The sequence below is a fragment of the Luteimonas sp. MC1828 genome (assembly GCF_016461615.1).
Classification (GTDB): domain Bacteria; phylum Pseudomonadota; class Gammaproteobacteria; order Xanthomonadales; family Xanthomonadaceae; genus Luteimonas.
In genome coordinates this window covers 348801-375417 of sequence record NZ_JAEMNY010000002.1, presented here as the reverse complement: position 1 = coordinate 375417, position 26617 = coordinate 348801, and the positions used below count along the sequence as shown (strand labels likewise).

Annotated in this window: 25 protein-coding genes; 3 read left to right on the top strand and 22 right to left on the bottom strand. The window is 71.1% G+C overall.

Features of this window, described 5'->3' with window-relative positions; genetic code table 11:
* Positions 1 to 18: 18 nt before the first annotated feature.
* From JHB91_RS11570 to JHB91_RS11535, 8 genes are all read right to left on the bottom strand, one after another.
* Positions 19 to 1242: a D-alanyl-D-alanine carboxypeptidase family protein gene (locus JHB91_RS11570; RefSeq protein ID WP_199472973.1), complete on the bottom strand. Its 1224-nt coding sequence runs from the start codon at positions 1240 to 1242 to the stop codon at positions 19 to 21.
* A 65-nt stretch (positions 1243 to 1307) separates the two neighbouring features.
* Positions 1308 to 2648: a septal ring lytic transglycosylase RlpA family protein gene (locus JHB91_RS11565; protein ID WP_199472972.1), complete on the bottom strand. Its 1341-nt coding sequence runs from the start codon at positions 2646 to 2648 to the stop codon at positions 1308 to 1310.
* Positions 2645 to 3760 (bottom strand): lytic murein transglycosylase B, encoded by a 1116-nt coding sequence (gene mltB, locus JHB91_RS11560; RefSeq protein ID WP_199472971.1) that lies wholly within the window; start codon positions 3758 to 3760, stop codon positions 2645 to 2647. The genes JHB91_RS11565 and mltB overlap by 4 nt, the downstream gene beginning before the upstream one ends.
* 88 nt (positions 3761 to 3848) lie before the next feature.
* Positions 3849 to 4964 carry a rod shape-determining protein RodA gene (rodA, locus tag JHB91_RS11555; RefSeq protein WP_199472970.1) on the bottom strand — a complete coding sequence of 372 codons (1116 nt, stop codon included), beginning with the start codon at positions 4962 to 4964 and terminating at the stop codon, positions 3849 to 3851.
* Positions 4961 to 6937, bottom strand: a complete 1977-nt coding sequence (gene mrdA / locus JHB91_RS11550; RefSeq protein ID WP_199472969.1) for a penicillin-binding protein 2 — start codon at positions 6935 to 6937, stop codon at positions 4961 to 4963. The genes rodA and mrdA overlap by 4 nt, the downstream gene beginning before the upstream one ends.
* Complete coding sequence (mreD, locus tag JHB91_RS11545) at positions 6934 to 7416, bottom strand: rod shape-determining protein MreD (RefSeq protein WP_199373655.1); 483 nt, start codon at positions 7414 to 7416, stop codon at positions 6934 to 6936. Before mreD ends, mrdA begins: the two co-directional genes overlap by 4 nt.
* Positions 7413 to 8309, bottom strand: coding sequence for a rod shape-determining protein MreC (mreC, locus tag JHB91_RS11540; RefSeq protein ID WP_199472968.1), 897 nt, complete (start codon positions 8307 to 8309; stop codon positions 7413 to 7415). The genes mreD and mreC overlap by 4 nt, the downstream gene beginning before the upstream one ends.
* A gap of 23 nt (positions 8310 to 8332) precedes the next feature.
* On the bottom strand, positions 8333 to 9376 hold the full coding sequence (locus JHB91_RS11535; RefSeq protein WP_199373660.1) for a rod shape-determining protein: 1044 nt from the start codon (positions 9374 to 9376) through the stop codon (positions 8333 to 8335).
* 273 nt (positions 9377 to 9649) lie between these two features.
* Here JHB91_RS11535 and JHB91_RS11530 point away from each other — a divergent pair, with 273 nt between their 5' ends.
* Positions 9650 to 10582: a carbohydrate kinase family protein gene (locus tag JHB91_RS11530; RefSeq protein ID WP_199373662.1), complete on the top strand. Its 933-nt coding sequence runs from the start codon at positions 9650 to 9652 to the stop codon at positions 10580 to 10582.
* Between the two features lie 2 nt (positions 10583 to 10584).
* Positions 10585 to 11952, top strand: a complete 1368-nt coding sequence (locus JHB91_RS11525) for a hypothetical protein (RefSeq protein ID WP_199472967.1) — start codon at positions 10585 to 10587, stop codon at positions 11950 to 11952.
* A gap of 36 nt (positions 11953 to 11988) precedes the next feature.
* Here the strand turns inward: JHB91_RS11525 and JHB91_RS11520 are convergent, their stop codons facing one another.
* The 3 genes from JHB91_RS11520 to ubiE form a co-directional block, all read right to left on the bottom strand.
* Positions 11989 to 12750, bottom strand: a complete 762-nt coding sequence (locus tag JHB91_RS11520) for a hypothetical protein (protein WP_199374346.1) — start codon at positions 12748 to 12750, stop codon at positions 11989 to 11991.
* Positions 12751 to 12766: 16 nt separating this feature from the next.
* A complete protein-coding gene (locus JHB91_RS11515) occupies positions 12767 to 14821 on the bottom strand; it encodes a M1 family metallopeptidase (RefSeq protein ID WP_199472966.1) in 2055 nt (684 codons plus the stop codon).
* A gap of 73 nt (positions 14822 to 14894) precedes the next feature.
* Positions 14895 to 15656 (bottom strand): bifunctional demethylmenaquinone methyltransferase/2-methoxy-6-polyprenyl-1,4-benzoquinol methylase UbiE, encoded by a 762-nt coding sequence (ubiE, locus tag JHB91_RS11510; RefSeq protein WP_199472965.1) that lies wholly within the window; start codon positions 15654 to 15656, stop codon positions 14895 to 14897.
* Between the two features lie 85 nt (positions 15657 to 15741).
* Here ubiE and JHB91_RS11505 point away from each other — a divergent pair, with 85 nt between their 5' ends.
* The gene (locus JHB91_RS11505) at positions 15742 to 16197 is read left to right on the top strand and encodes a nucleoside deaminase (protein WP_199472964.1); all 456 of its coding nucleotides are present in this window, start codon (positions 15742 to 15744) and stop codon (positions 16195 to 16197) included.
* A gap of 22 nt (positions 16198 to 16219) precedes the next feature.
* Here JHB91_RS11505 and JHB91_RS11500 read toward each other — a convergent pair whose 3' ends face one another.
* The 11 genes from JHB91_RS11500 to JHB91_RS11450 form a co-directional block, all read right to left on the bottom strand.
* Entirely contained in the window at positions 16220 to 17515 is a 1296-nt protein-coding gene (locus tag JHB91_RS11500; RefSeq protein ID WP_199472963.1) for a hypothetical protein, read from the bottom strand.
* Positions 17516 to 17641: 126 nt separating this feature from the next.
* A complete protein-coding gene (locus JHB91_RS11495) occupies positions 17642 to 18085 on the bottom strand; it encodes a hypothetical protein (RefSeq protein ID WP_199472962.1) in 444 nt (147 codons plus the stop codon).
* Between the two features lie 14 nt (positions 18086 to 18099).
* Positions 18100 to 19491 (bottom strand): ATP-dependent protease ATPase subunit HslU, encoded by a 1392-nt coding sequence (gene hslU / locus JHB91_RS11490; RefSeq protein ID WP_233398725.1) that lies wholly within the window; start codon positions 19489 to 19491, stop codon positions 18100 to 18102.
* Positions 19492 to 19499: 8 nt separating this feature from the next.
* Positions 19500 to 20051 carry an ATP-dependent protease subunit HslV gene (gene hslV, locus JHB91_RS11485; protein ID WP_199373676.1) on the bottom strand — a complete coding sequence of 184 codons (552 nt, stop codon included), beginning with the start codon at positions 20049 to 20051 and terminating at the stop codon, positions 19500 to 19502.
* 84 nt (positions 20052 to 20135) lie between these two features.
* On the bottom strand, positions 20136 to 21065 hold the full coding sequence (locus JHB91_RS11480; RefSeq protein WP_199472961.1) for an amidohydrolase family protein: 930 nt from the start codon (positions 21063 to 21065) through the stop codon (positions 20136 to 20138).
* A gap of 75 nt (positions 21066 to 21140) precedes the next feature.
* On the bottom strand, positions 21141 to 22031 hold the full coding sequence (xerC, locus tag JHB91_RS11475; protein WP_199472960.1) for a tyrosine recombinase XerC: 891 nt from the start codon (positions 22029 to 22031) through the stop codon (positions 21141 to 21143).
* A 49-nt stretch (positions 22032 to 22080) separates the two neighbouring features.
* On the bottom strand, positions 22081 to 22755 hold the full coding sequence (locus tag JHB91_RS11470; protein WP_199472959.1) for a DUF484 family protein: 675 nt from the start codon (positions 22753 to 22755) through the stop codon (positions 22081 to 22083).
* On the bottom strand, positions 22752 to 23564 hold the full coding sequence (gene dapF / locus JHB91_RS11465) for a diaminopimelate epimerase (RefSeq protein ID WP_233398723.1): 813 nt from the start codon (positions 23562 to 23564) through the stop codon (positions 22752 to 22754). Before dapF ends, JHB91_RS11470 begins: the two co-directional genes overlap by 4 nt.
* A 52-nt stretch (positions 23565 to 23616) precedes the next feature.
* Complete coding sequence (locus JHB91_RS11460) at positions 23617 to 23892, bottom strand: lipoprotein (protein WP_199373684.1); 276 nt, start codon at positions 23890 to 23892, stop codon at positions 23617 to 23619.
* 59 nt (positions 23893 to 23951) lie between these two features.
* A complete protein-coding gene (locus JHB91_RS11455) occupies positions 23952 to 24359 on the bottom strand; it encodes a YbaN family protein (RefSeq protein ID WP_199472958.1) in 408 nt (135 codons plus the stop codon).
* Between the two features lie 56 nt (positions 24360 to 24415).
* Positions 24416 to 26596: a S9 family peptidase gene (locus JHB91_RS11450; RefSeq protein WP_199373688.1), complete on the bottom strand. Its 2181-nt coding sequence runs from the start codon at positions 26594 to 26596 to the stop codon at positions 24416 to 24418.
* Between the last annotated feature and the right edge of the window lie 21 nt (positions 26597 to 26617).

The following is a 26617-nucleotide window of genomic DNA, read 5'->3' as shown; positions in this document are numbered from 1 at the left end:
ACCTGGGGGTGGACGGCGTCAGACCGTCTGCCACCACATCAGCAGTTCGTGCCAGAGGCGCTTGAAGAACCCGGCCTCTTCCACGCCTTCCAGCGCCACCAGCGGCGCTTCGGCGACGACCTTGCCATCCAGGCTCACGCGCACGGTGCCGATGGCCTGGCCCTTGGCGATCGGCGCCACCAGGGTCTTGGGCACGTCCATCGTCGGCTTGAGCTGGGTGTACTTGCCGCGGTTCACGCTCACCAGCAGCGGTTGCGCGACGCCGAGGCTGAGTTCGTTGACCTGTCCCTTCCACACCTTCTGCGTGGCCACGGGCTTGGCGGCGTCGTACAGCTTGTGGGTCTCGAAGAAGCGGAAGCCCCAGTTGAGCAGGGCCTGCGAATCCACGGCGCGCTGGTTCTCGCCGGTGGAACCCATCACCACCGAGACCAGGCGCTGGTCGCCGCGCTTGGCCGACGCCAGCAGGCAGTAGCCGGCGCCCGAGTGGTGGCCGGTCTTGATGCCGTCGACGCTCTGGTCACGCCACAGCAGCAGGTTGCGGTTGCGCTGGGTGATCGGCCCGACGGTGAATTCCTTGATCTTGTTGTACGCGTACTCCTGCGGGAAATCGCGCGCCAGCGCGCGGCCGAGCAGCGCCAGGTCGCGCGCGGTCGAGTAGTGCTCCGGCGCCGAAAGGCCGTGCGCATTGACGAAGTTGGAGTTCTTCATGCCGATGCGCTTGGCGTAGGCGTTCATCAGCATGGCGAACGCCTCCTCGCTGCCGGCGACGTGCTCGGCCAGGGCGATCGCGGCGTCATTGCCGGACTGCACCACCATGCCCTTTTCCATGTCCACGAGCTTCGCGGTCTTGTTGACCTCGAAGCCGCTGTAGCTGCCGTCGGTACCGGCGCCGCCGGTGCGCCAGGCGTTGACGCTCATCAGCACGTCGTCGTCGGCGCCGACCTTGCCGGCCTTCATCTCGGCGGCGATCACGTAGCTGGTCATCACCTTGGTGATGCTGGCCGGTTCGACGCGCTCGTCGGCGTTGTGGCCCGCAAGCACCTGGCCTGTCGCGTAATCCATCAGCAGCCATGCGGTACCGGTGACCGGCGGCGCGTCCGGAACCGGCAGCTCGTCGCTGAGCGCGGCCGGCTGCTGCGGCGTGGGCGACGGCGCGGGCGCCGGGTTCTGGGCGTACGCAAAGCCGAGCGCGGCGGTGGAAACAAGGGTGATCAGCGCGACGCGGACGGCGTGGGCATTCATCAGGCGTGGAACTCCGGGATTACGGCCATCCGTGACCGGGACGACAGGGGGCAAAGGACAGAAGTCTACTCGCGCACGACGTGCGGCGCGCCGAAGCCGAGACCGGCAACGCGGGCACTGAGTTCGGCGACGCTGGCATTGGCAACCGGGCCGACGCGCAGCCGCCACACCGGCTTTCCGGCGGCGGTGCCGTCGTGCAGGCGCACGGCGGCGATGCCGGCGCGTTCAAGCATCGCGAGCGCGCGTTGCGCGTTGTCGCGCGAGCCGAAGGCGGCGACCTGCAGCAGCACGCCGCCGGCATCGGCGCGCGCCGCAGCGGCAGGCGTCGGCGAAGGTGCGGCATCTGCCTTGGCCGCTGCGGCCGCCGCCGCCGAACCATAGGGATCCGGCGTACCTGCACGACCTGTCGCCACGCGCGCGCGGCGCGCCTTCATCCAGGCATCGAATTCGTCGGCGCTCATCGCCTTGCCGTCCTGGCGCATGTCGAAGCGCCAGTCGTCACCACCGGCGGCCGGTGGCGCCGACGTGGTCCCGCCTGCCGCAGGCGCCGTGGCCGCGGTGGCGGATGGACGGGCGGTGGCAGCGGCGGACGTGGCCGGCAACGCCTGCACCAGGCCATCGATGGCGCTGGGCTGCGCCGGTTGCGGCTTGCCGGTGGCGACACGCACGCCCGGTGGCAGGCCGGTGGCAGGGTCGACCTGGACTGCGACCCGCGTATCACGCGTATCGCGTGCGTTCTCCGCAGGGCTGAGCGCGCGCACTTCGACGCGACCGGTGCCGCGCGGATGCACACCGATCTTCACCGCCGCCGCGTAGCTCAGGTCGATCACCCGGCCCTCGTGGAACGGGCCGCGGTCGTTGACCCGCACCACCACGGACTTGCCGGTGTCGAGGTTGGTGACGCGGGCGAAGCTCGGCAGCGGCAGCGACTTGTGCGCCGCGGTGAACGCGTACATGTCGTAGACCTCCTGGTTGGAGGTCTTGCGGCCGTGGAACTTCTGCCCGTAGTACGACGCCAGGCCCTGCTCGACGAAGCCGCCGGCATCGTCCAGCACCCGGTACGACTTGCCGAGCACGGTGTACGGCGAGCGGTTGCCACTGCGCGAGCGCGCCTCGGCGACCACCTCGGGCTCGGGAATGGCGTCGACGTCGGGCAGGTAGTCGGGCAGCGTGTCGCGCACGCCGGGCTTGTACAGGCCGCCGGCGACGTAGTCGCCGCGCGTGGACGGATCTTCCTTGGCCGGCGCGTACGGCGACACCTTGCGGCCGCCTTCCGGCTGCGTCGCAGTGCCCGGTGCGGAACCGGGCGCCGGCGCGTCGGCCTTCTTCGGCGCCGCGGCACAACCGGCCAACAGCAGCACGGCGGCGGCGAAGCCCCAGCCGGCAGCGGCACGCCGGCGGATCATTGCGCCGGCCGGCCGGCGATCGCCTGCGCGAGCTGGTGCACGGCCAGCGAGTACATCGGCGAGCGGTTGTAGCGGCTGATCACGTAGAAGTTGCGGTAACCGAGCCAGTACTCGGGGCCGGCCTCGCCGTCGAAGGACAGCAGCGTGGCGCCTTCGGCCAGCGTCTGCCCGGCCTGCGGCCGGTAGCCGCGCGCCGCCAGCGCCGGCAGCGGATGCACCGGCTCCAGGTTGTCGGGCTTGAAGTCGGCCGCCGAGGCATCGCGCGTGGCGCGCGCCACCACGGGCGCGCCGCGCTGCCAGCCGTGGACCACGAAATAGTTGGCGATGGACGCGAACACATCGGGCCTGTGCGTGAGCAGGTCGCGCTGGCCGTCGCCATCGCCATCCTTCGCCCACAGCCGGTAGCTGGACGGCATGAACTGCCCCATGCCCATCGCGCCGGCATAGCTGCCCTTGAGCGCACCCAGGTCGAGCTGCGGCTCCTCGGCGGTGAGCGCGAACAGCTGCGCCAGCTCGCCGGCGAAGAACGGCGCGCGCTTCGGGAACCCGAACGCCAGCGTGTACAGCGCGTCGAGCACGCGGTGGTTGCCGGTGATGCGGCCGTAGCTGGTCTCGACGCCGATGATGGCGACGATGTACTCGGCGGGCACGCCGGTCTCGGCGGCGACGCGATCGAGCGCCGCGCGGTTTTCCGCATAGAACGCACGCCCGCCGTTGATGCGTGCGTCATTCATGAAGATCGGGCGGTAGTCGCGCCACGGGCGCACGGCCTCGGCGGGGCGCGACATCGCGTCGATGATCGACTGCTTGTGCTCCGCCGTGGCCAGCACGTCGCGGATCCGCTGCCGGTCCACGCCATAGGTGGTGGCCGTGTAGTCGACGAACGCGGCGATGCGCTGCTCGAGCGGGAGCGACGGATCGGTGACCGCGGGCGGCGCCACCGGGCGTTCCGGCGGCTGCGGCACCGCCGGCAACAGGCCCGGCGCGGTCGCCATGGCGGCCTGCGGCGTGGTGGCCGCAGGCGGCACCGGCGCGCGCGAGGTGGCGGTGGAAGCGCAGGCCGCGAACAGCAGCGGTGCGGCCAGGACCGGCAACAGACGCGGTCGGGACATCGGGAATCGGGGGCTTCGGATCATCGGGCGCGAGGTTAACACGCAGCCTCGCGGGCCACGGCCGGGCCGTTCAGACCCCGTTGCAGGCTCAGCGGCGTGCGCGCACCTGGCCGCTGGCATGCACCGCCATCACCACGCCCATGCCGGCCAGCAGCGAGACCGCTGCCGTGCCGCCGAAACTCAGCAGCGGCATCGGCACGCCAACCACCGGCAGCAGGCCCGAGATCATCCCGCCATTGACCAGCACGTACACGAAAAGCCCGAGGCCGAGCGCGCCGGCCAGCAGGCGTGCGAAGCCGTCGCGCGCTTCGGCCGCGATCCACAGGCAGCGGCCCACCACCACCAGGTACAGCGACAGCACGGTGACCACGCCCAGCCAGCCGAACTCCTCCGAGAGCACCGCGAAGATGAAGTCGGTGGTGTGCTCGGGCACGTAGTTCAGGTGCGACTGCGAGCCCTCGCCCCAGCCCTGTCCGCGCAGGCCGCCGGAGCCGATCGCGATCTTCGACTGGATGATGTTCCAGCCGGTGCCGAGCGGATCCGATTCGGGATCCAGGAAGGTGAGGATGCGGTCCTTCTGGTAGGGCCGCAGCAGCCAGTACCAGGCCACCGGCGCCGCCGCGGCCACGCCGCCGGCCGCGGCCACCAGCCACCACCAGGACATGCCCGCCAGGAACAGCGCGAATCCGCCGCTGGCCGCCACCAGCATGGCGGTGCCGAAGTCGGGCTGCATCAGGACCAGTCCGGTCGGCACGCCGATGATCGCCATCGCCGTGACCGTGCGCGCGAAGCCGGGCGGCATCGGGCCGCTGTTGAGGTACCAGGCCACCGCCATCGGCAGGCTGAGCTTGAGCAGCTCGGCGGGCTGGAAATAGAACACGCCGAGGTTCAGCCAGTGCGCGCCGCTGCGGCCGGTGCCCACGAACAGCACCGCCACCAGCGGCAGCAGCGACAGCGCGAAGACCACCGGCGCCGCACCGCGCAGGCGCAGCACCGGCACGCGCGACAGCACCCACATGATGCCGAGGCCGACCGCATAGCGCGCGCCCTGCGACTTCACCAGCACCATCTCGCCGCCGCCAGCGCTGTGCAGCACCGCCAGCCCCGCGGCCATCAGCCCCGCAAGGGCGCCGAGCAGGATCCAGTCGATGCTGCGCGCGAAGGCCTGCAGCAGGTCGAGCAGCCAGCGCAGGATGACGTTCATGGCGTGCCCTCGACGGCCGGGGCGCCAACCACCACCGCCTGCGCGCCGGGCAGCACCGCCGACACCACGCTGTCGAACGTGGCCACCGGCGGCGCGTCGATCGCGGCCTCGGTGCCGGGGCTCGGCTCGGGCATGGTGCCCAGCAGCCAGGCGTCGAAGATCTTGCGCGCGATGGGTGCCGCGGTGGTGCCGCCGTAGCCACCGTGCTCGACCACCACGGCCACCGCGATCGTGGGCGCTTCGGCCGGCGCGTAGCCGACGAACAGCGCCTGGTGGCGCAGGTGGTAGGGCAGGCTGCGCGGGTCCATGCGCGCGGTGCCCTTGCGGCTGATCTTCTGCGCGGTGCCGGTCTTGCCGGCCATGCGGTATTCGGCACCGCGGGCCATGGCGGTGGCGGTGCCGCGGCCGTGGATGGTGTTGACCATGCCCTCCTGCACCGCGCGCAGGTGTGCCGGGTTGTCGGTGATCGCCGGCGCCGGCAGGCGCGGCAACGGCGTCCACGGCGCGTCGTAGGCGAGGCGGCGTTCGGCCACCAGGCGCAGCGGATGCAGGGTGCCGCCGTTGGCGATGGCCGCCGTGCCGCGCGCAAGCTGCAGCGCGGTGGCGACCCAGTAGCCCTGGCCGATGCCGGCGATCACGGTCTCGCCGGGATACCAGGGCTCGCTGGTGCGCGACGCCTTCCACTCCGGTGACGGCACGATGCCGCTGGTCTCGCCGGTCAGGTCGATCCCGGTCGGCTGCCCGAAGCCGTAGCGCGCCATGTACGTGGCAAAGCGCGCGATGCCCATGTCGTAGGCGAGCTTGTAGTAGTAGTAGTTGATCGAGCGCGAGATCGAATCGCGCAGGTCGACCCAGCCGCCGCCCGCACCGGCGTCGCGATAGCCGCGGCTCTGCCCGGGAATGAAGAACTCGCCGGTCGAGAACACCTGGCTTTCCGGCGTGCGCACCCCGCTGTCCACGCCTGCCAGGGCCACGAACGGCTTGATGGTCGACCCCGGCGGCCCGCCGCCCAGCACGTTGCGGTTGAACAGCGGGCGCGCCGGATCGTCCATCAGGCGCCGGTAGTCGACGTTGGCGATGCCGTTGACGAACAGGTTGGGGTCATAGCTCGGCAGGCTGACCATGGCCAGCACCTGCCCGGTGGCGGGTTCCACGGCGACCGCCGAGCCGTGCAGCCCGCCGAAGGCGAGCACCATCGCGCGCTGCAGGTCCACGTCCACCGACAGCCTCAGGTCGGCACCCGCCGAGGCCGGCACCATGCCGACGCGGCCCAGCGCGCGGCCTTCCACGTTGGTCTCGACCTGCTCGTAACCGACCACCCCGCGCAGCGCCTCGTCGTAATAGCGCTCCAGGCCGGTGCGCCCGGTATGCGTGAACACCGCATGCGCCTCGCCGAACTTCACGATGTCGCTTTCGTCGGTGCGGCCGACGTAGCCGACGATATGCGCAAGCAGGTCGCCCTGCGGGTAGCGGCGATTGAGGTACGGCACCAGGTCGACGCCCGGGAACCGCCAGCGCTCGACCGCGAAGCGCGCCGCCTCCTCGTCGCTGATGCGCAGCTTCAGCGTGATCGCGCGGAACGATCGCGTGGTGCGGCGCTCGGCCTCGAAGCGGGCGATGTCCTCCGGCGACAGCGCGACGACCTTGGACAGCGCGGCAAGCAGCACCTGGGGATCGCCGGCGTCCTCCGGGGTCACGTCGAGGCGATAGGCCGGCACGTTGTCGGCGATGATCCGCCCGGTACGGTCGTAGATCAGGCCGCGCCCGGGCACCACCGGCCGCGGCTTGATGCGGTTGGCCTGCGAGCGCTTGGCGTAGACGTCGTGGTCGAGCACCTGCAGCTTGAAATACCAGCCGGCCAGGCCGCCCAGCGCCAGCACCACCACGCTGAAACCGACCAGCGCACGGCGCCGGAACAGCCGCGCCTCGGCTTCGGGGTTGCGCAGGCGCGCCCGCGCCCGGCCGCCGATCATCGCCGCACGCCGCGGCCGATGCGCAGCGCGTCCAGCAGCAGGAACAGCGGCGCCCACAGCAGCATGCCCAGCAGCGGCGCCCACCAGTAGGCCAGCGGCAGCAGCGGCTCGCCGAGCGCGAGATGCAGCACGGTGCTGATCACGCGGTCGTTGAGCAGCAGCCCGCCGATGGCCAGTGCCTGCTGCGGCATCGGGAAGAAGCGCAGCTGGGTGCGGAAGCGCTGCAGGATGAACGCCATCACCACCAGCCGCAGCGACTGCTCGCCGAGCAGGCCGCCGAACGCGAGGTCGGCCAGGATCCCCACGCAGAACGCGAAGCCGAGGCCGACCCTGTCGTGGTCCTCGATCACGCCGTACGCGACCACCAGCGCCAGCCAGTACGGGCGGAACGGCTGCAGCAGCGCCGGCATCGGCAGCAGGCCGAGCAGCAGCGCGAGCAGCACGGCCACCGGCAGCACCCAGCTGCGGCCGCGGGTCATGGCGTGTCCCCCGCCGCGCCCGGCGACGCCGGCGGCGGCGTGCCGTGGGCGGGCGATGCCTGGTCGCGCAGCAGCAGCACGTCGCGGCCGCGGTCGAGCTGCGCCGCCGCCTGGACATCGCCGACCAGGAAGGCGCGGCTGTCGTCGGGGCGCAGGGCGGAGATCGTGCCCACCGGGAATCCCGGCGGGAAGCGGCCGCCCAGGCCGGACGTGATCAGCACGTCGCCGGCGCGGACATCGCTCGACAGCGGCACGTTGCGCAGCTCCAGCCGGTCGCTGCGGCCGGTGCCGTACACGATCAGGCGCACGCCGGTGCGCGCCACGGCCACCGGTACGGCGTGGTCGGGATCGGTCAGCAGCAGGATCACGGCGGTGGTCGGGGTGGCATCGATCACCTGCCCCACCAGGCCGCCGGCGTCGATGACGCTCTGGCCGCGGTGCACGCCGAGGCCGGTCCCGGCATTGAGCATCAGCCGCTGGCGGGTGGGATCGAGGTCGACGTCGAGGATCGGCGCCAGCTGCACGTCCAGCCCGCCGCGTTCGGCGGCGCCGAGCAGGCCGCGCAGGCGGGCGTTTTCCTCGGCCTCGACCTGCAGCCGCGCCTGGCGCGCGGCGCCCACCAGCAGTTCGTTGCGCAGGCGGTGGTTTTCCTCGGCCAGGCGCGTGCGCGTGGCGGCATCGTCGCGCACGCTTTCGCCCAGCCGCGACGGCAGGCCGGCCAGCCACCACACCGGCTGCATCGCCACGCTGGCATGCGACCGCGCCTGCGCCAGCCAGTCGCCGCGATGGTCGAGCACCAGCAGTGTGACGGACAGCGCAAGGAACGCCAGCAGCTTCAGCGTGCCGGCGACGTCACTGGAGCGCGGGGTGGCGGGGCCGGCGTAGGAGGACACTGTCTGGGCCGTGGACGGTCAGGTCACTCCGAGGCGAAGAATTCGTTCCCGTGCATGTCCAGCAGCTCGAGCGCGCGGCCACCGCCGCGGGCGACGCAGGTCAGCGGATCCTCGGCGACCTGCACGTGCAGGCCGGTCTCCTCGCTGATCAGGCGGTCGATGTCGCGCAGCAGCGCGCCACCGCCGGTGAGCACGATGCCGCGCTCGGCGACGTCGGCGCAGAGCTCCGGCGGGGTGAGTTCCAGCGCCTGGCGCACGGCGCTGACGATCCCGGCGAGCGGCTCGCGCAGCGCGTCCAGCACTTCCGTCGAGCTGATCTTGATCATCTTCGGCACGCCTTCGGCGAGATGGCGGCCGGAGACCTCGATCTCGATCACCCGCTCCTGCGGATAGGCGCAGCCGGCTTCGAGCTTGATGCGCTCGGCGGTGGACTCGCCGATCAGCATGCCGTGGTTGCGGCGCACGTAGTTGATGATCGACTCGTCGAAGCGGTCGCCGCCGATGCGTACCGACTGCGAGTAGACGATGCCGTTGAGCGCGATCACCGCAACCTCGGTGGTGCCGCCGCCGATGTCGACGACCATGGAGCCGCGCGCCTCGGTGACCGGCATGCCGGCGCCGATCGCGGCCGCCATGGGCTCTTCGATCAGCGACACGTCGCGGGCGCCGGCTTCGAGCGCGGAATCCTTGATGGCGCGCTTTTCCACCTGCGTGGAGCCGGCCGGGACGCAGATCAGCACGCGCGGGCTCGGGCGCAGGAAGCGCGACTTGTGCACCTTGCGGATGAAGTGCTTGAGCATTTCTTCCGTGTAGGTGAAGTCGGCGATCACGCCGTCTTTCATGGGCCGGTGCGTGGTGATGTTGCCGGGCGTGCGGCCAAGCATCTGCTTGGCCTCGCTGCCGACTGCCGCGACCGCCTTCTGGCCGCCGGAGCGGTCCTGGCGCACGGCCACCACCGAAGGTTCGTTGAGCACGATCCCTTGGCCGCGGACGAAGATGAGGGTATTGGCCGTGCCCAGGTCGATGGACAGGTCGTTGGAAAACATGCCGCGGAACTTCTTGAACATCGGGGGCGGACGTCCGTCAGGAGGCAGGGGAGCTGGGGGATTTCCCGTGAAAACGGGATCAGCAAGCCTAGCAACGCCCCCCCTCCCCGGCAAGGAGAACAGGTGGCCCGGTGCGCGCCGTGCTTGGCCCGGCACGACCGCAACGGCTAACCTGTGCGCCCGCCGCGCGCGCCATGGTGCGGCGTCTGCTTGTCCCACGGCGGCTCCGGTCGCGAACCCCATCACAAAAAAACCGGCCCTGGCGCCGGCACAGCCCCTTGGAGCACCTTCCCGATGCCTGCCCTGATCTGCGGTTCCCTGGCCTACGACACCATCATGGTGTTCCCCGACCAGTTCAAGAACCACATCCTGCCGGACAAGGTGCACATCCTGAACGTGTCGTTCCTGGTGCCGCGGATGCGCCGCGAGTTCGGCGGCTGCGCCGGCAACATCGCCTACAACCTGAAGCTGCTCGGCGGCGACCCGATCCCGATGGCCACCGTCGGGCAGGATTTCGGCCCGTACCGCGAGTATTTCGAGGACCTCGGGATCCCGCTGCAGCAGGTCAAGGAAATCCCGGAGCTGTTCACGCCGCAGGCGTTCATCACCACCGACCTCGACAACAACCAGATCACCGCCTTCCATCCCGGCGCGATGATGCGTTCCTACGAGAACCACGTGCGCGACGTGCCCGGCGTGACCATCGGCATCGTCAGCCCTGACGGCTACGAGGGCATGATCCAGAACTCGAAGGAATTCGCCGAGGCCGGCATTCCCTTCATCTTCGATCCGGGCCAGGCGATGCCGCTGTTCAACGGCGAAGAGCTGCGCGCCTTCATCGAGCAGGCCGACTACGTCACCGTCAACGATTACGAGTCGAACCTGCTGCAGGAGCGCACCGGCTGGGACGAGGCGACCATCGCCGGCAAGGTCAAGGCCTACATCACCACCCGCGGCCCCAAGGGCGTGGTGATCTACGCCGACGGCAAGACCTACGACGTGCCGCCGGCGCACGAGACCCGCGTCACCGACCCCACCGGCTGCGGCGATGCGTTCCGCGCAGGCCTGCTGTTCGGCATCGAGAAGGGCTACGGCTGGGAAACCATCGGCCGCATCGGCAACCTGATGGGCGCGCTGAAGGTCGAGCACCCCGGCACCCAGAACCAGCGCTTCGACTACGACGAGTTCGCAGCGCAGTTCACCCAGCAGTTCGGGTACGCGCTGTAGTCATGGCGCCGCGGCTGGCGATGCTGCTGATCGCCTGTACCGCCCTGGTGGCGGACGCCACGTGGTTGCCGGCGCACGGCGCCGGGCCCGAATCGCGCTACCTGGAACTGGCGGCGGACCGCATCGTCGCTGGCCGTTCCGGCGCGCTGCTCGAGGCGACCGTGGACATGCCCCGCGCCGGCTGGATCTACCTGCAGTCGGACGGCGTGTATGCGCCGCTCGACGCCGCGCAGGCCAACGTCTACATCACCGTGGACGGAAAGCCGGCGTCCAACGACAGCATCATCGACTGGCGCGGCTCCAGCGCCCCGAACCGCCACGGGTTCAATGCGGTCGGTGCGGTGCGCGTCCCGGCCGGCAAGGTGCGCGTCGCGCTGCACGCGCGCACCGTGGACGGCCGGGCCATGGTCATGGCGGGCGCGAACCTGTCGATCGTCACCACCTCCGCCACCCACGTGGCCGAAGCCCGCCTGCCTGCGGCCTCGCCGTGGCTGGCGTTCGACACCCGCGATACGCCGGAAGGCACGCCCATTCCGGAACGCGGCCGGCACACGCTGCTGACCGCCGCCGCGCGCAACTCCACCGGGCCGGTGGTGGCGATGGCGTCCGGGCACAGCTACGTGTCCACCTCCCCGGGCGATGCGATGTGGGGGATCTACCTCAACGGCCGTGAATCCCCGCTCGACTCGGCCACCTGGTCGATCAACGACCTGTTCGCGCTCGGCGCCGAAGTGCAGGCACCGATGTTCGCGCAGGCGCTGTACCTGTCGCCGCCGCGGGACAGCGAGGTGCAGCTTGTCGCCAGCGAGTCGCCCTACTACCAGCCGCTGATGGCGAGCACCAACGCCGCACGCTACCGGGTGGGTGCGGACACGCGGCTGGTCGCACTGAGCGGCGGCATGCGCGTGGTCGGGCGCGGGCTGGCGCCGGGGCACGACTACGCGGAGAAAGGCCGACATCGCCGCTACGCCTATGTCTGCATCGGGACCAATGGTTTCCGGCCGGAGAAATGCCCGCCGGCCGGCGGCGACGTGGTGCTCGGCCAGGGACGCGCCTGCATCCCGCCAGGCCACAACGGGGTGGTGATGTTCTCGGCCAAGAGCCGGATCCAGGGCGATGACGCCGATCCGGGCGGCAAGGTCACGCTGCGCATCCGCATCAATGGCAAGGACGTCGGTCGCGCCAGCGAACAGACGCTGGGGCCGATTCCGCACTCGGTCAGCACCCGCACCATCGGTGCCAGCTACCTCGCCACCGGCAAGCGCGCACTGGCGCCGGGCTGCCACGACGTCGAGGCGGTCGCACGCGCGACGGGCGACTTCCGCAACCTGTCGTTGAACGCCGACCTGCCGCTGCTCTGGTTCGACTGAGTCCGCCTCCCGCGGCTCAGGCGCCGGACGGCGTGCTCACTTCCAGCCGGGCAGCTTGCCGCGGTCCAGCCCGCCGACCTCGAACACCGCCGTGCGCGTGCCGCCGGCCTTGACCGGGTACTCCACCGACAACGTCCTGGCGCCATCGAGCATCCGCCACAGCGCGCGCTCGTCATCGATGAACATGGCGATCGCCTCGTCGGTGTCGGGGCGGTTGGCGGCCATGCGCTCGGGCGCGGCGCTGTCCACGGTGACCGCCACGCGGCAGGCGCCGTAGCAGTCGAAGTCGCCGGCTTCCATGACCAGGTAGCTGCTGCGTCCCCACGACGGGTGGTCGCGGAAGATCAGGCGCACCGGCTTTGCGCCGCTGCCGTCGCTGTCGACGCGGTCACGGGTGTAGATCGACGCCGACAGCTGGGTGCCGCCGGTGACCGGCTCCACGTTGTAGATCCACAGGCCGGCCAGGCGCTTGTCCTCGCGCACCGCCTCGGCGCGCGCAGCGGCCTGCTCGTGCAGCGGCGCGATGCGCGCGGCCGCGGCGGAATCGGGATGGCGCGCGAGGATCAGGTCGCCGTGGGCCCTTGCCAGCGGCCAGTTCTCCGCCGCGAACGCGGCATCGAACTCGGCCGCGGCCTTGTCGGCCGCCGCCTCGCTGGCCTGCGCCTGCGCCGCCGCCTGGGCCTCGGCCTGCGCGGCCGGGTCCTGGCAGGCGGACAGCGCCAGCAGCGCGCCACCCACTGCCGCAGCCAGCGCGCCGCGGCGCGCCGCATGGCGGAGCGCGGTGGCGCGGGCAGACATGCGGTTCACGGCCATCTCAGCGCTTGGCCGGCGCCGGACGCGTCGGATCGCCATCGGCGACCGGCATCGCGGGACGCTCGGGCTCGGGCGCCACGACCGCGGCATCGGCGGCCGGCGCGGCCGGCGCCAGCCCGCTGCCCGGCACAGGCTTGGCCTCGGCAATCACCTTCTCCACCGACGCGGTGGTGATCGGGTGGTAGCCCGGGCGTGCCTTGGTAAACACTTCCCTGGCGAAGGCCAGCCCGCCCTCGGTGGCGACCAGCGCCTCGTAGGTCGGCATGATCAGCTTGCGCCGGCCGATCTTCTCCAGGAACGCCGCGATTGCCGGATTCGCCTGCACATAGCCACTGCGCACCGCCAGCGGATACCAGCGCATCGCGATTTCGCCGTTCGGCGTACCGGTGAAGGCATAAGCGGTATCGAGCTGCGACAGCTGTTCGACGGTCAGCGTCGCCGGCATGCCGCCCAAGAAGTGCAGCCATTCCTGGGTGACCCATGCGTCGGTGATCACCGGCGGCGGCAGCTGCCCGCTGCCCAGCCAGCCCAGGCGCGCGGTGTCCACCACGCCGAAGCGGCGCGACAGCACCTTGGGCGCATCGGCCGGGATGCCCGGCTCGTACAGCCAGGCGTCGAACTCGGCCATCGACACCTTGCCCGGATGCTTCTCGAGCAGGTTCTTGCGCGCGTAGTCGACGAACGTCGCGGTGGGGATGCTCTGGAACGCGAAATGATCGAAGTAGCCGCGCAGGAACACGTCGAATTCGGCGCGGCCGAAGCGCTCCTCGAGGAACTGCAGGAACCACGCGCCCTTGTCGTAGGACACGCCGCTGAGGCCGTCGTCGGGGTCCTTCATCACGCCGGGGCGCACCGCCAGCGCCTGCAGCTCGGGTGCCATGTCCTTGATCTCCGTGGCCAGCGCGTTGCGCGCGATCACGTACTCCATGTCGGACAGCTCCTTGCCGTACAGCGCCTCCACGATGCGGTTCTCGACGTAGCTGGTGAAGCCTTCGTTGAGCCAGCCATCCTTGGCGCTGGAGTTGGTGACCAGGTTGCCGGACCAGCTGTGCGCCAGCTCGTGCGCGATCAGCGACACCAGCGACTTGTCGCCGACGATCACGGTCGGCGTGATGAACGACAGGCGCGGGTTCTCCATGCCGCCGTACGGGAACGACGGCGGCAGCAGCAGCAGGTCGTAGCGCTCCCAGCGGTACGGGCCGTACAGCGCCTCGGTGGTGGCGATCATCTTTTCGGTGTCGGCGAACTCGGCCACGGCGCCGTCCACGGCGGCGGGCTCGGCCCACACGCCCGAACGCGCCGAGATCGGCTTGAACACCAGGTCGCCGGCGGCGATCGCCATCAGGTACGAAGGGATCTTCTGCGGCATGCGGAAGCTGTACGACCCGTCGCGCGCGGCGGCCGGATCGTTGTCGGCGCTCATCAGCACCATCACGTCGGCCGGCGCGGTGATCTCGGCGCTGTAGGTGTAGCGCACGCGCGGCGTGTCCTGCAGCGGCACCCAGGATCGGGCATGGATCGCCTGCGACTGGCTGAACATGAAGGGCGTGGCCTTGCCCTGCGTCATCGCCGCATCCAGCCACTGCAGGCCGGAGGCCTCGGGCGAGGTGCGGTAGGTGACGCGGATGCGCGCGTTGCGCTCGGGTACGGCGATCACCAGCTTGCTGCCAAGCAGCGCGTCACGCGCGGCCAGGGTGTGCTGCAGCGGCTGCCAGGCGCCGCCCTCGGCCTCGCCTTCCACGCGCTCGATGGCCAGGTCGCGGGTGTCGAGCACCAGCTCCCTGGCCTCGGGGTCACGCCAGTCGAGCGTGTAGGTGGCGGTGCCGGCCAGGGTGCGGGTACCGAAATCGATCGCCAGCGCCAGCGCGAGGTCGTCGATGGCGACCTTGTCCGGCTCGGCATAGGAGTGTTCGTCGTAGTCGCCGCTCTTGGCGGCCGCGGCGGGCGGCGGCGTGGCGGCGGACGGCGGCGGCGTGGGTTCGCGCTTGCAGGCGACAACGGCGGCAAGCGCCAGCGCCGCGAGCGCGGCCAGGCGGAGGGTACGGCTGAGGGTCATGGGACGGGGGTCCGCGATTGGAACAGGCGCCGATTCTAGCCCGGTTGCCGCCGCGGCCCCCGTGGCGGGTCGCTCAGGCCTTGTAGCCGTCGTGGATGGCGACGATGCCGGCCGACAGGTTGCGGTAGCCGCAGCGCGCGAAACCGGCCGCCTCCATCATCGATTTCAGCGCCTCCTGGGGCGGGTGCTTGCGGATCGACTCGGCGAGGTAGCGGTAGCTGTCGGCGTCCTGCGCGAACAGCCGGCCCAGCCGCGGCAGCACCTTGAACGAGTGGAAGTCGTAGATCGGCTTGAACCAGTCCATGGTGACCTCCGAGAACTCCAGCACCCGCGCCTGGCCGCCGACCTTGAGCACGCGCAGCATCTCGGAGAGCGCCGCGTCCTTGTCGGTCACGTTGCGCAGGCCGAACGCGATGGTCACCAGGTCGAAGCTGGCATCCGGGAACGGCAACGCCTGCGCGTTGCACTGCACGTACTCGAAGCCGCGCACGTTGCCGCGGTCGACCATGCGGTCGCGGCCGACGCGCAGCATGCTGCCGTTGATGTCGCCCAGCACCAGCTCGCCCGATTCGCCGACGCGGTCGCGCAGCAGCGCCGCGATGTCGCCGGTGCCGCCGGCCAGGTCGAGCACGCGCGCGCCGCGGCCGACCTGCGCGGTGGCCACGAAATAGCGCTTCCAGACCCGGTGGATGCCCATCGACATCAGGTCGTTCATCAGGTCGTAGCTGCCGGCCACCGACGAGAACACCTCGCCCACCAGCTTCTGCTTGTCGGCCACCGGCACGTCGCGGAAGCCGAAGTGGGTGGTGCCGGGGCGCTCGTCGTGTTCGTTCATGCGGCGATTATCGCACCGTGGCCACGGGGCAGGCGCGACGCGATCCGTGGCAGGATCGCAGGCCGCCGCTTCCCGGACCCCCGCAATGATCACCACCCCCGACTACCGCGCCCTCCTCGACACCGCCATCGCCGAAGCCCGCCAGGGCCTGGCCGAAGGCGGCATCCCGATCGGCGCGGCGCTGTACCACCAGGACGGCCGGATGCTGGGCTGCGGGCACAACCGCCGCGTGCAGGAAGGCGATCCGTCGATCCACGGCGAGACCGACGCCTTCCGCAAGGCCGGCCGCCAGCGCTCCTACCGCGACACGATCATGGTCACCACGCTGGCGCCCTGCTGGTACTGCAGCGGCCTGGTGCGGCAGTTCAACATCGGCACGGTGGTGGTGGGCGAGGCGGTGAACTTCGCCGGCGGCGTCGACTGGCTGCGCGAGGCCGGCACCGAGGTGGTGGTGCTCGATGACGAGCGCTGCATCACCATGATGGGCGAGTGGATCGAGGCCAATCCGGGGCTCTGGAACGAGGATATCGGCGAGGATTGAGGCCCGCCGGCAGCGCAGCGCATCAAACCGTGCAGGGATCCTCCCACGGCGGATCCCGGTTCGCGGCGCGCAGGCTCGCGCGCGTCGGCAGCACCCCGTCGAGCGCGACGCTCATGTTCTGCTGGGCCGTGGACTGCGCGACGGGCGCGCCACGGGTGTAGATGGTGAGCGCGAACGGGGGGCGCCCGGGTGCGGTGACCACGTAGACCGCGTTCACTTCGCCCGCGCCGAAGTGGTAGCAGCCCAGCGGCTCGAGCTTCGCGCCGCGCGCCGCCAATGCGCCGGGCAGGTCATAGGGCGGGTCGGCGCCGACTTCGCTCCAGCCCAGCGCGAGTGACGTGGGCGCGCGGGCGGTACCGCCAACCCAGGCGTCCAGCGTGCCGAGGCGGCCGGTGGCGGCGGCAGCGGTCGCTCCGGAGACCGACGCGGCCGCGTCCCAGCGCGCAGTCGGCACGCGCGCGCGGAGATCGGCCAGCGTGAGCCGCTCGCCGGCACGCGCCGGCACCGCGGCCAGCATCACGTCGGCCACGGGCCCGGCTGCCTCGATCTTGTCCCAGAGGTATCCGCAGGCGCTGTCGATGTCCGCGGCGGCCTTCTTCGGGTTGTCGCGGCGCTCGCCGGCGCGGCAACGTTCGAGGTAGGCGGCGCGCGCATTCGCCGCCATCCGCAGTGGCGCGGCCGCAGGGCCGGCGGACTTGCCTGGCGCGGACGCAGCGGGCGCGGCTGTCACCGCCGCGCCGCGCGCGGGAACGGCGGCGCGGGCGGCCACCGCCGGGCGCACCACGGGCTGGGCCGCTGCGGCGCGGCTGCCGGTGGGTACTTCGTCGAAACGTGCCTGCGCGGCGTTCCAGCGCAGTTCGGCGCCGCACTGGGTGCTTGCGCCGCTGCCGCCCCCGCAGGCCTCGCCGCGGCGCGCGATCTGCAGCTTCGCCGGGCTGCCGGCCAACACGCGGTACGCGAGCAGGTGATCGGCAAACACCAGCTGCGCCCTGGTCGTGCCGGTGCCGGTATAGAGCTCGACCCGTGCCAGCCCGCCCTCGCGGAACAGCTCCGGCGCGCCGACGCAGGGCACGTTGCCCTCGGAGACCACGAAGTCGGTGTGGCCGTCGCCGTTGAAATCAGCGGGAATCACGAAGCGCCCCTGCCCGGTCATGTCGCCGAGGCGGCCACCGGCGCGCGCGCAGGCCGAGACCAGCTCGTTCACCCGCGCCTTGATCGCGTCGGGCACCACGCCCGGCGCCGCGGCCGCGGGTGCCGCGAACCCGGCGACGGCGAGACATGTTGCAAGCAGGAGGAAGACGGGCAGCTCGCGATGCATGTCTGTGGCCTCGGCGCCGCGGGGGCGGCCCTGCCAATGGCGCAACGCCGGCCACGACCGTCTGCGGCCACTGCGGCGGCGATCCCGGGGTGCGCGGCGCGCGGGCCGCGGCCGGGATCCGCCGCGTCAGCGCGGCTCGATGGTGAACCCGCCGAAGGCCACGCCCAGGTCCCAGCCCTCGCCCGTGCCGGCGAGCGCCAGCGACACCTCGCCCTTGGTCATCGCCTGCGCCTTGCTGGACTTGACCGCGCCGGCATGCGCCTCGGCGGCGACGTACGTGCCGAGCACCTCGCGGATGTTGTTCACCGGCGAGAACTCGCCGCGGCCGCCGCGGATCTCGGACTTGCCGATGGTCAGGCCGCCGCCCTTGGCGCTGATGCGCACGGCCATGGCCTGCCCGTTGTCGCAGCTCACCCGGCCCGTGCCCGACGCCGTCTTGTAGAACACCGACCAGCCGGACATGTCGAAATCGAGGCGGCAGGAGACGCCGCGTGCGGATGCCGGCGCGGCGGCGAGCAGCAGGGCCACCGCCACGGCGGCGACGGGGGCGAATGTCGGGAACCTGGACATGGGGACTCTCCTGCTCAAAGGATGTAGCGGCTCAGGTCCTGGTCCTGGACCAGCTCGCCAAGCTGCGCGTCGACGTAGGCGCGATTGATCACCACCCGGTCGCTGCGGTCGGGCGCCTCGAAGCTGAGCGTGTCGAGCAGGCGCTCGAGCACGGTGTGCAGGCGGCGCGCGCCGATGTTCTCCTGGCGCTCGTTGACCTGCGCGGCGATCTCGGCGAGGCGCTCGACCGCGTCGGGTGCGAACTCCAGGTTGACGCCCTCGGTCCTGAGCAGTTCCACGTACTGCCGCGTCAGCGACGCCTTGGGCTCGGTGAGGATGCGCACGAAATCATCCTTGGTCAGCGCCGACAGCTCGACGCGGATCGGGAAGCGGCCCTGCATCTCCGGGATCAGGTCGCTGGGCTTGGCGAGGTGGAACGCGCCGGAGGCGATGAACAGGATGTGGTCGGTCTTCACCGAGCCGTACTTGGTGCTGACGGTCGAGCCTTCGACCAGCGGCAGCAGGTCGCGCTGCACGCCCTCGCGGCTGACGTCGGCGCCCATGCCCTCGCTGCGCTTGGCGACCTTGTCGATCTCGTCGATGAACACGATGCCGTGCTGCTCGCAGGCCTCGATCGCCGCTTCGCGCACCTCGTCCTCGTTGACCAGGCGGCCGGCCTCTTCCTCGACCAGCTGCGGGCGCGCGGCGCGGATGCTGACGCTGCGCTTCTGGGTCTTGCCGCCGCCGAGGCTGGAGAACATCTGCCGCAGCTGCTGGCCCATCTCCTCCATGCCGGGCGGGGTCATGATGTCGACGCCGACATTGGCACTCAGCTCGATCTCGATCTCGCGGTCGTCCAGCTCGCCGGCGCGCAGCTGGCGGCGCAGCTTCTGGCGCGTCTCGGATTCGCGCGCCGACGGCTCGGCGCCGATGTCGACGGTGGTCGAGGGCTGCGCCACCGGGTTGAAGCCGAAGCCCGGCGTCGACGCCTCGCGTCGCGGCAGCAGCGCATCGAGGATGCGGTCCTCGGCGCGTTCTTCGGCCTGGGTGCGCACCTTCTGCTTGGCCTGCTCGCGGTACAGCTTGACCGCGGTGTCGGCGAGGTCGCGGATGATCTGCTCGACGTCCTTGCCGACGTAGCCGACCTCGGTGAAGCGGGTGGCTTCGACCTTCACGAACGGCGCGTTGGCGAGCGTGGCCAGGCGGCGCGCGATCTCGGTCTTGCCGACGCCGGTCGGGCCGATCATCAGGATGTTCTTGGGCATCACCTCGTTGCGCAGCTCGTCGTCGAGCTGGGCGCGGCGCCAGCGGTTGCGCAGCGCGATGGCGACCGCGCGCTTGGCGTCCTGCTGGCCGACGATGTGGCGGTCGAGCTCCTGCACGATCTCGCGCGGGGTCATCGAGGCGTGCGAGTTGTCCACTTTCATGCGCATGTTCACAGTTCCTCGACCACCACGTTGCGGTTGGTGTAGATGCAGATGTCGCCGGCGATGTTGAGGGCCTCGATGGCGACCGATTTCGCATCGAGCGCGGTGTGCGCGAGCAGCGCGCGCGCGGCCGACAGCGCATAGGGGCCACCGGATCCGATCGCCACCAGGCCGTCCTCGGGCTCGATCACATCGCCCGTGCCGCTGATGATCAGCGAGGTGTCCTTGTCGGCCACCGCGAGCAGCGCCTCGAGCTTTCCGAAGCGGCGCTCGGTGCGCCAGTCCTTGGCGAGCTCGACGGCGGCGCGGGTCAGCTGGCCGTGCTTCTCGAGCTTGGATTCGAACAGTTCGAACAGGGTGAAGGCATCGGCGGCGGCGCCGGCGAAGCCCGCGAGGATCTGGCCGTCCTTGCCAAGGCGGCGCACCTTGCGCGCGTTGGACTTCATCACCGTGTGGCCAAGCGTGACCTGGCCGTCGCCGGCGATCGCGACGCGGCCGTCGCGGCGCACCGACACGATGGTAGTGGCGTGGAAGACATTGGGGTTCTGGCTGGGGTCCATGCGGCCTCCGGGTCTGAACCCTCGAGATGGGGCCGCGATGCCCCGCATCAACCTCCCGCGCCGCTGCTGGCGGCGTCGCGGCCGCTAGTCCGCGCCGGCGGCCGACTCCGCTGCCCTGCCCGGCGCCTCGAGCTTCAGGAACCGCGCGGCGTTGTCGTGGAAGATCGCGCGCTTCTGCGCGGGCGTGAGAAAGACCGCGCTGTCCACGCCTTCGACCGCCAGCGTGATCGCTTCCGGCCACACCATCTGGTCGGAGCCGAACATCAGCCGGTCGCCGAGCCCGGCGGTCATCAGCGCCTGCAGGTAATCGTGGAACTCCTGGCGCGGGATGATCCAGTTGATCACCGACACATCCGCGTGCAGCTGCGGATAGACGTACATCAGCGCCTTGGTTTCCTGCAGGTAGGGCCAGCCGGCGTGCATCAGCCACACGCGCAGCTTCGGATGGCGCTTGAGCATCGGCTCGAGCAGCTTCGGGTTGCCGAGTTCGACGCTGAACTCCGGACAGCAGCCGTAGGGCGTGCCCGGCGGACCGAGGCCGGTATGGATGCCGACCGGGACATCGAACTCCTCGGCCAGCGCCAGGTAGGGTTCAAACCAGGCGTCGCCGGCGTCGAGGCCGTGGTACTGCGCGCCGATCTCGCCCAGCACCTGCAGCTCGCCGCTGGCGAAGGCCTTGCGCAGCACCTCCGGCGGCGGCAGCCGCGTGCGCCCGTCATCCATGAACGCACCTGCGCGGATCGCATCGCCACCGGACTTGCGCATGCTCGCCATGTACGCGTCCGGACCGCTGACCAGGCCGAGCACGATGCCATGGCGGCGCATGCGCTCCAGCGTCAGGCGCTCGCGGTCGGCATCGGTGCCTGCACTCGTCGGCTCGCCGGTCGCCGGGTTCGGCGCGCCCGGCGCGGCCGGGCCGACGTGGAGGTGCACGTCGATGATCGGGCCGTCGTAGGGCTGCGCGGCCAAGGGCGCGGCGAGGAGCAGCAGGAACGCGAGCAGGGTCAGGCGCATGGCGGGATTCCCGGTGGACATCCTTGCGTACTACGCGGGGTCGCGGGCGCAACGGCCAGCGGCCGGGTGTGCCGCCTATTCCTTCGCGCGCCGCTTCGCGCGCGGGTGCGCGGCGTCGTAGACCTTGGCCAGGTGCTGGAAGTCGAGGTGGGTGTAGATCTGCGTGGTGGCGATGTCGGCGTGTCCGAGCAGCTCCTGCACGCCGCGCAGGTCGCCGGACGACTCCAGCATGTGGCTGGCGAACGAATGCCGCAGCAGGTGCGGGTGCACGCGCTTGAACAGGCCCTGGCGCTGCGCCAGCAGGCGCAGGCGCAGCTGCACGGCGCGCGCGCTGATCGGGCCGCCGCCGCGGCCGGGAAACACCGGCGCATCGACCGCGGCGCCCGTCTCCGCGCGCCACGCCGCGAGTGCACGGCAGGCATGCGAGCCGACCGGCACGCTGCGTTGCTTGTTGCCCTTGCCGGTCACGGTCACCAGGCCGTCGGCGAGGTCGAGCTCACGCCAGCGCAGGTTGCGCAGTTCCGCCAGGCGCAGGCCCGAGGAATAGAACAGTTCCAGCAGCGCGCGATCGCGCAGCCCGAGCGGCGCATCGGTGGGCACTTCCACCAGCGCCACGGCTTCATCGGCATCCAGCACCTGCGGCAGCTTGCGCGGGGCCTTGGGCGCGCGCACGCCGGCGGCCGGATTGGCCGCGATGCGGCCGTGCTTCAGCTGCCACTGGTAGAAGCTCCGGCAGCCGGACAGGCGGCGCTGCAGGCTCTTCGGCGACAGGCCGCGGCGGTGCTCGTCGGCAACGAACGCACGCAGCTGCAGCGACTGCAGCTTGAGCAGGTCGGATTCGCCCTGCCCCTCCGCCCAGTGCGCCAGCGCCTGCAGGTCGCGGCGGTAGGCATCGAGCGTGTGCGCCGACGCACGCCGCTCCACTTCGAGGTGGGCCAGGAAGTCGTCGATCGCGGGATCGGTCACGGCCGCCGGGTCCGGTCGCGCGCGGTGCAGTCTGCGCCGCGCGCAAAGCTCATGGCTGGTGGCGCTGCAGGGCGGCCGCGAAGGCCTCGCCCATCATCCGCAGGAACAGCGTGCCCATGCCGGGGTAGAAGCGGTTGGGATCGCTGCTGCCCACCGCCACCAGGCCCACGCCCTCGACCGGCAGCAGCGCGGTGGACGCGACGTCATCGGAGCGCGTGGCGTACAGCACCGCCTGCTTGTCGGGGTGCAGGCGGCCGCAGAGCGGTTCGCCGTCGCGCAGGCAGTCGGCGAACGGCTGCAGCACGCGATCGTCGCGCGCAATGACCTGCAGCCACTCTTCCTCGGCCAGCCCCGCCACCGGCGCGAACAGCACCACGCGCACCAGGTCGCCGTTGAAGTCCTCGGCCAGCGTGGCCACCATCGCCCGCACCACGCCTGCCGGATCCTGCGGACGCATCAGCGCCAGGGTCAGCTGGTGGGTGCGCACCGCGAGGCGCTCGTTCTCCTGCGACACCGCGTACAGGTCCTGCAGGCGGCGCGAGAGCTCGCGGTTCTTGTCGCGCAGCACCTCGAGCTGGTAGCTGGCCAGCGATGCCGCCGGGCCGTCCTCGCGCGGCACCACCAGGCTGATCGCCAGGTCCGGGAACTGCTGCAGGAACTTCGGGTGGCGCCGCAGCCAGGCTGCGACTTCGTGTGCGCCGATCTTCTCGCCGGTCTCGCTCATGCGTTGAATCTTCCTTCGTAGACGAACGTGGCCGGACCCGCCATGCGGATGCCGCCATCCGGACCATGGTAAATGCGCAGCTCGCCGCCGGGCAGCGCAACGGTCACGCCGCGCGCGCCATCGACGCGCCCGCGCCGCGACAGCACCGCGACCGCGGCGCAGGCGCCGCTGCCGCAGGCCAGCGTTTCGCCGACGCCGCGTTCGAACACGCGCAGGCGGATGCGATCGGGCGCCACCACCTGGGCGAAGCCGACGTTGGCCGAATCCGGAAACGCCGCGTGGCGCTGGAGTGCCGCGCCGAGCGTCGCGACCGGTGCGGCGTCGACGTCGTCGACCTCGAGCACGGCGTGCGGGTTGCCCATCGACACGGCGCCGAAATGGACCGCTGCACCGTCGAGCGTGAGTTCGTAGCCGTCCACACCGTCGTCGAAACCGGCCAGCGGCACGGCCGCCGGCGTGAAGTCCGGCGCGCCCATTTCAACTTCGACCAGTCCTTCGCCCAGCATGCGCACGTGGTGCCGCGCCACGGGGCTGTCGAGCATGAAGTCGTCGCCGGCGGCGCCGTCGCGGACCAGCCAGGCGGCGATGCAGCGCGCGCCGTTGCCACACTGCTGCGAGGGCGAGCCGTCGGCGTTCCAGATCGCATACGACGCGATGGCGCCGGGCCCGCGCGGCGCGGCGATGGTCAGGATCTGGTCGCAGCCGACGCCGCGGTGGCGGTCGGCGAGCAGGCGGCACAGCGCGGCATCCGGCGGTGCCGCGCCACCGCGCAGGTCAAGCACCACGAAATCGTTGCCCGCGCCATGCATCTTGCTGAAGCGCAGCGCCTGCGCGGCGGGGATGGCCGCCACCGACCCGCCCTCAGCCGTTGTCGTCGTCGCCGTCGTCATCGACGGCGGGCGGCTCTTCGCCATCCACCGGCACGTCGACCGGCACGGTCACCGGCTCGGTCGGCAGCGGCGGGTCAAGCTCGTCGACGGGGCGAGGATCGGCTTCGGCGCCTGCATCGATGGCCGCCGCGGACGGCGCGGGCTCGGCATCGGGCGCGGGCGGCGGCAGCAACGGACCCTTGTTGCCGCAGGCGGACAACAACAGCGCGGACAGCAGGGTGGCGGGCAGCAAGGGGCGAATGTTCATGCGCCCAGTCTAGCGCCGGCCCGTGGCCGTGACGACCGGCCGGGGCGAGAGAGCGTGCGCTACGAGGCGGGCGGCTCGGGTCGCCGCCACAGCCACGTGGCCACCACCGCCATGCACGCGATCGGCAGCGCCACCGCCCACCAGCGCGCGTAGCCGGTCAGCCAAGCCACCGCCACCAGCACCAGCGCGCTGGCGGCCATGGCGCCGCTCGCCATCCACTTCGAGCGCCGCGCGACCGCACCGTGCTCATGCCAGTCGCGGATCATCGGGCCGAAGCGCGGATGCGCGAGCAGCCAGCGGTGCAGGCGCGCGGATCCCTGCGCGGCGGCCCAGGCGGACAGCAGGATGAACGGCACCGTGGGCAGGCCCGGCACCACGATGCCCACCAGGCCAAGTCCCAGCGCCACATAGGCGAGCAGCCACCAGGCCCAGCGGAACCGCACGCGTCTGTGGGGCATGTCATCCATGGCGGCATCATGCCGCGCGCGGCGGGCGACGACCGCCCTGCCGCGCCTGGATACGGTCAGCGCGCGCCTGCGGCGCCGGCATCCACCCCGAGCTGGTCGAGCATGAACGCATACATCTCGGCCAGTTCGCGGTAGCGACGGAAGCGGCCGGACTTGCCGCCGTGGCCTGCGTCCATGTTGGTGCGGAACAGCACCGTCGCACCCGAGGTGTCGAGGTCACGCAGGCGCGCGACGTACTTCGCCGGCTCCCAGTACTGCACCTGCGAATCCCACAGGCCGGTGCCGATGAACATCGCCGGGTAGGCCTTGGCCTCGAGGTTGTCGTAGGGCGAGTAGCGGAGCATGTAGTCGTAGTCGGCCTTGCGCTCCGGGTTGCCCCACTCGTCGTACTCGTTGGTGGTCAGCGGGATGCTGCGGTCGAGCATGGTGGTGACCACGTCCACGAACGGCACCTGCGACAGGATCAGCCGGTACCTGTCCGGCGCCATGTTGGCGATCGCGCCCACCAACAGGCCGCCGGCGCTGCCGCCGTAGGCGGCGACGCGGTCCTTCGCCGCCCAGCCTTCGGCCACCAGGTGGTCGGTGACGTCGATGAAGTCGGTGAAGGTGTTGATCTTGTTGCCGAGCTTGCCGTCGTCGTACCACTTGCGGCCCATCTCCTGGCCGCCGCGGATGTGGGCAATGGCGTAGACCATGCCGCGGTCGAGCAGGCTGGTGGTGGTCAGGCTGTAGCCCGGGTCCATCGACATGCCGTAGCTGCCGTAGGCGTACTGCAGCAGAGGCGCGGTGCCGTCCTTCCTGAAGCCCTTGCGGTAGACCAGCGACACCGGGATGCGGCTGCCGTCGCGCGCGGTGGCCCAGCTGCGCTCGGTGGCGTACTTCGACGGGTCGTAGCCGATCACCGGCTGCTGCTTGAGCAGGCGACGCTCGCCGCTGAGCACGTTGAGCTCGTAGGTGGTCGCCGGCGTGGTCAGCGAGGTGTAGCCGTAGCGCAGCCACGGCGTGCCGGGTTCGGCGTTGATGGACAGTCCCATCGAATACGCCGGCTCGTCGGCGGCGACGTACTCGTCGCCATCGGCTTTCAGCACGCGCACGCGCTCGAGCGCGTTGGAGCGCTCGGCGATCGCGGTGAAGCCGTCGAACAGCTCGAAATCCTCGAGCAGCACGTCGTCGCGGTGCGCGATCCATTCCTTCCACTCCGCGCGCGAGGTGGCGCCGGTGGGCGCGGTGGCGAGGCGGTAGTTCGGCGCCTTGTTGCCGTCGGCGTCGGGCGCGTTGGTGAGGATCACCCAGCGGCCATCGAAGTGGTCGGCGTCGTACTCGACGTCGCGCTCGCGCGGCGCCAGCACGGTGAAAACGGAGGGAGCGGCGGCCGGCGCGCAGCGCAGCTCGCTGGACACGGTGCTTTCCACGCCGATGCAGATGAAGCGGTCGTCGCGGCTGCGCGAGAGCCCCATGTAGAAGCTGTCGTCCTCCTCTTCGTAGACAAGCACGTCGTCGGCCACCGGGGTGCCGAGCACGTGCTTCTTCACGCGCACGGTGAGCAGGGTCTCGGGGTCGTTCTCGACGTAGAACAGGGTCCTGTTGTCATCGGCCCAGACCATGTCCGCGGAGAGCCCGGGGATGGACTCCGGATAGTCCTTGCCGGTCTCGAGGTCGCGGAAGCGGATCGTGTACTGGCGGCGGCCGACGGCGTCGTCGGCCCAGGCGAGGATGCGGTTGTCGGGGCTCACCTCATAGACGCCGACGCTGAAATAGTCCTTGCCCGCGGCCATCGTGTTGACGTCGAGCAGCACCTGCTCGGCGGCGAAGTCGCCGGCCTCGTTGCGCTGCATGATGTCCGCGGCGCCGATGCCGTCGGCATCCTTGCGGCGCGCGTGCACGGGGTAGTCCTTGCCGGTCTCGTAGCGCTGGTAGTACCACCAGCCACGCTCGCGGAACGGCACGCTGGCGTCGTCCTGCTTGATGCGGCCCACGAACTCGTCGTACAGCACGTCCTCGACCTGCTTCAGCGGCGCCATCACCTGGTCGACGTAGGCGTTCTCGGCTTCGAGGTAGGCCAGCATCGCCTTGTCCTCGCGGGTGTCGTCGCGCAGCCAGTAGTACTCGTCGCCGCGCACCGCACCGTGCGGCGCGCGCACCTCGTGCTGGCGCTTCTCGGCGTCGGGCGGCGTGGGCGCCGCGGCGTGGCTGGTGGCGGTCATGAGCAACAGGCCTGCAAGTGCGATGGGTTTCATGGGATGGGGTCCACGGAGGCG